5 protein-coding genes are annotated in these 4,598 nt (G+C 51.0%); 1 reads left to right on the top strand and 4 read right to left on the bottom strand.

Annotation, left to right across the window (positions count from 1 at the left end; all coding sequences use genetic code 11):
• Window positions 1-522: hypothetical protein (locus tag ABUL11_RS10910; RefSeq protein WP_350283879.1), on the top strand; the 522-nt coding region annotated here is incomplete at its 5' end.
• Between the two features lie 208 nt (window positions 523-730).
• Here the strand turns inward: ABUL11_RS10910 and ABUL11_RS10905 are convergent.
• From ABUL11_RS10905 to ABUL11_RS10890, 4 genes are all read right to left on the bottom strand, one after another.
• Window positions 731-1,078: a type II toxin-antitoxin system PemK/MazF family toxin gene (locus tag ABUL11_RS10905; protein WP_350283878.1), complete on the bottom strand. Its 348-nt coding sequence runs from the start codon at window positions 1,076-1,078 to the stop codon at window positions 731-733.
• Entirely contained in the window at window positions 1,078-1,323 is a 246-nt protein-coding gene (locus ABUL11_RS10900; RefSeq protein WP_276679087.1) for an AbrB/MazE/SpoVT family DNA-binding domain-containing protein, read from the bottom strand. Before ABUL11_RS10900 ends, ABUL11_RS10905 begins: the two co-directional genes overlap by 1 nt.
• Before the next feature lie 114 nt (window positions 1,324-1,437).
• Window positions 1,438-2,721: an ABC transporter ATP-binding protein gene (locus ABUL11_RS10895; protein WP_350283877.1), complete on the bottom strand. Its 1,284-nt coding sequence runs from the start codon at window positions 2,719-2,721 to the stop codon at window positions 1,438-1,440.
• A 30-nt stretch (window positions 2,722-2,751) separates the two neighbouring features.
• Window positions 2,752-4,500, bottom strand: coding sequence for an ABC transporter permease (locus ABUL11_RS10890; protein WP_350283876.1), 1,749 nt, complete (start codon window positions 4,498-4,500; stop codon window positions 2,752-2,754).
• Between the last annotated feature and the right edge of the window lie 98 nt (window positions 4,501-4,598).

Here is a 4,598-nt window from a genome sequence, read left to right as displayed (position 1 = left end):
TTATCGAAAATTCTGTCTGATGATATGAAAATATGGGTAAAAAGCAGTGTCCGACTAGGAGATTTAGAAGCTGTTACCTTACCTGGAACAAGACAATTGTCTGGAGACAGCATCATTGAAAAATCTTATCCAATAGTCACAAGATTGCCAGGATCATCTAAAAACACGATGTACGTTCTTCTTACAACGAGAGATATCAACTCGGAAACCGGTGCTTTCCGATTTCAATTCTCAATGCATCACTCGGAAATGAGGGTTTCAGTTGTTTCAATGGCCAGAATGATTGAATTCGTAGACGATAAACCGGTAGTTAATCACCTTGTACTTAACAGGCTTTATAAGATGTGCAAGCGTGCAATTGGTGAGCAATATTTTGGGTGGAAACGATCAACCGATATAAACGACATCATGTATTCGCCGATAATGGGGATGCCTGATTTAGACAGAATAGGGACAAATCATAAGGAAAACGATGATGAAAATGAAGTAAAGCCCGTTAATGAAAACAGGATATCAATATAGTCAATACAAATACTTACTGGCAAAAATAAAGTTGAATGAACAAATACAAATGGCTGACAGAATCAATCCTGTTGGCATATTGATAAAGACGCTGGGAAACAGTAGTTCAGCGCATTAACGGCGCTTATCAACGCGGGATTACGCCAGGTGAAAACCCAAGTACAGTTTGCTGAATAAAATAGGAGCTTTCGCCTGTTCTCGGGGGGTTCTATTCAAACAGAATAGCCTCCACCCTGGCCAGGACTTCATCAAGAATATGCTGCGGTACACTTTCCTTGAAACGCACATTCCGCACTTGCCAATCCAAAGACTTCAACTGGTGGCAATATACCGCACCTTGAGTGTCAGTTCCTGCACCCATCAGGGTGACCACCGTCCCGTAGGTACGGGCAGCAGCGGCAGCACCCTGAGAAATCGGGCAGATCATTGCCAGTCCTCGCTGGTTAAAAAGCTTACCGCTTAAAATAAGGCCAAAGTGAGGGCCTTTTATCTCCCGGCCGGAGGATGGATCAAAATCAAGATGTACGATGTCGCCACGGTTCGGCAGGTATGTCATCAGCTGTCTTCCAGTCCGACGGGAGACATTTCATCCCAGCCTTCAACACGCGGTAATCCCTTCGGCATTTCCGCCATCAGGTCAGCCAGCTTGTAACGCGGTCGAGCCGGTGCTTCGACGGTCATCTTCTTCCCGTGAAGATGAAGCTCAACCTGAGAACCTTCACTCAGCCCGTTCTGTTCGATAAAAGACTTGGGCACTGTCATGACAAGCGAACCACCGGCCTTGCGTAAAGTTTGAAGCATAGCAACCTCCTGTTTATCATAAAGTCCTATTTTAGTATAACTAAATGTTTTATTAAAGTAGGATTATTCAGTGTAATAAGAAAGGGATTACTATTCACCACGATCAGAGACTCCTTAAGGATTATCCAGACTGAAAACCTGTTTCTCATCGTCATATGAAAAAATCTCTGCGTAGCGTCCCCAGGTAATAATGGTACGCAAGGTCTGTACGGCCGCAGCAGGCGGCATATAGTCCTCCAGTTCATCAGCGAACCGGCTCCACGGTGCCTGATGCACTGGCCGTTCATCGAGTACACGCCGGATGTGGGCTGCCAGCGCAACATAAGTCAGCAGATGCCGGGCAAAAAGATGCTTGCGCCAGTCAGTATCGAAATCGGCAAACTGTCGTCCTTCCGCGGTCAGCCTGATATCTCCCCCTACTACCTCGGCAAAGCGCAGCATTTGCAGCGTCTCGGCAACCGGAAATAATTCATTGATCTCCATGTGCAAAGACGAGGCAATCACAGGAAGATCCGCTTCACCATCGTAAGGAGCAGCTGCTACCGCTTCGAGCAAGCCGGCCAGTGAGTTCGAGGATACATGAGGCAGGATTGTCCCGATACCCGTTCCCGGGAAATATTCTGTTCGTTTACCGGCGTGAACTGAAACCACCCGGGTTGTCATTTCCACATAGATACGTTCGACCAGATCGCGAAACGCCGGATCGAGACGCGCGCGCGGATGCAGCAGTTCAACTTTGATTTTATTGAGGATACGGCCGGGATTACTGCCGAAAATAAGAATACGATCGCACATCAGCACAGCTTCCTCAATATTGTGCGTGACAAGGATCACCCCCTTGATGGGAAGCTGGCCTTCTGACCAGAGATCGAGAAAGTCGGTACGCAGCGTTTCCGCCGTCAGCACATCGAGTGCCGAGAACGGCTCATCCATGAGCAGGATATTGGGATGAACGACCAGTGCGCGTGCAAAACCAACACGCTGGCGCATGCCACCCGATAATTCACGCGGATAGGCTGATTCGAAACCATCGAGCCCGATCAGATCGATCGCTTCGATTGCACGCCGGTGTAGCTCGCCTGTTGAAAGTCCCAGTGCTTCCAGACCCAGTTGCACGTTCTCCAGCACGGTCAGCCAGGGAAACAGGGCAAACCCCTGGAATACCATGGCAATACCCGGGGGTGGCGCTGTTACTTCATTACCGAGATAAATAACGGAGCCGGCCGATGGCGGCGCAAGCCCGGCAATCAACCTCAACAATGTGGATTTACCCGAACCCGAACGACCCAGCAAACCGATAATTTCGCCTTCACCCAGCGTGAAATCGATTCCATCGAGCACGAGTAACTCGCTGCCATCCGGTTTGCGAAATGATTTGCGAACGCTACGGATATCCAACAATGGAACAATGTCGATGTGAACCTCCTTTCAGCCCAGGCGGAATTTGCGTTCGGCCAGTATATAGAGCGGGAGCCAGAACAGACGATTGATAAGGACAACGAACGCACTCATGACCGCAATCCCGAGAACGATACGGTGAAAATCGCCGGCTGCAGTCGCCTCTGCGATATAGGCACCGAGGCCATTCGCCTTCAGGGTAGTGTCTCCCCAGTTGGCAAGTTCCGCGACGATGCTGGCATTCCATGATCCACCAGAAGCAGTAACAGCACCCGTCATGTAAAAGGGAAATACCGCTGGTAACGCGATACGCCGCCACCACAACCAGCCCCGGACACCCAGATTGATCCCGATATCCCGCAGCTCACCCGGAATCGTCGATGCGCCTGCAATGACATTAAACAAGATATACCACTGCGTACCGAGAATCATCAGCGGACTCAGCCAGATGTCCGGATCGAGCTGCAGCACCACTATTCCCGATACAGCCAGCGGAAACAACAAATTGGCAGGAAATGCCGCCATAAACTGGGTGACCGGCTGGATGATACGCGCTGCCTCCGGATGCAATCCGATCCAGACCCCGACTGGTACCCAAATGACACTGGCGACCGCAATCAGTACAAAGACTCGCACCATGGTCACACAACCAAGAAAAACAGTCGTCCCGACCTCATCCGGTGTTACACCCTGCAAGACAAAAACTGTAATTTTCCACATGCTAAGAGCACAAATAACAGCAATTGCACCGTACCACAGCCAGTCGAGCCACGAAATCACATCTGACCCCGCAGCATTTCGAACGGAAGCAGGCCGGATCGGCTCCCGAGAGGCGTCATCAGTCCCTGCCCGATAAGTCCATCGCCACATCCTGACCAGTGGCACAACAGCCATTGCCACCCAGCGTGACCGGCGCAGCGCCGTCAACACCCAGGAACGCGGCGGATTTCTATCGGCCTCCTGTTCGAAACGAAAGCGATCCACCCAGGCCACAAGCGGTCTGAACAGAAGCTGGTCGTAAATCAGAATCACGATGAGCATGACCGCGATTGCCCGGCCGACAGCCCCAAGATCACGCTGGTCAATAGCCAGCGCGATATATGAACCAATACCCGGCAGCGTGACAACGGTGTTTCCAACGCTGATTGCCTCAGAAGCAACGACGAAAAACCAGCCGGCCGACATCGACATCATCATATTCCACACGAGTGCCGGCATTGCAAAAGGTACTTCAAGCTTCCAGAAGCGCATCCATGGACTGAGCCGGAAAGAACGTGATACTTCGACAAGTTCAGTCGGAACTGTGCGCAGCGACTGGTAGAAACTGAACGCCATGTTCCAGGCCTGACTGGTAAAAATGGCAAAGATGGCAGCCAGCTCGGCACCCAGCATTTTTCCAGGAGCAAATGACATGAAAAAAACCACCGTAACCGAAATAAAGCCAAGTATCGGTACAGACTGGAGGATATCGAGCAGCGGGATAAGAACCTGCCCGGCACGCCGGCTCTTGGCAGCCCAGGTAGCATAGGTGAACGTAAAAATCAGCGACAGTATCATCGCTGCAAGCATCCTGAGCGACGTGCGTAGCACATATTCCGGCAGACCCGATGGTTCAAGACTGATAACAGTCTCCCCCGGTCCGGCCAGAGGCTGCATGAGATCGCGACTTGTCTGGGCGAGAAAAACCACCATGCCAAGCACCAGCAATGCGGCAACGAGATCCCAGAATATCGCTGAAAAACGATGAGATAATCTGGCTGACTCGTGCTGTGTCTTCATTTTCACCCTCTCGCGACTGCTACTCCGGTATATTTCGTTTACACTGAATGACAACAGGGTAACACCCCCGGACCAGCCTCACCGGTTGATTATTACGG

Source organism: Nitrosomonas sp. (genome assembly GCF_040256045.1).
GTDB lineage: Bacteria > Pseudomonadota > Gammaproteobacteria > Burkholderiales > Nitrosomonadaceae > Nitrosomonas.
This window is presented reverse-complemented; position numbering and strand designations above follow the sequence as displayed.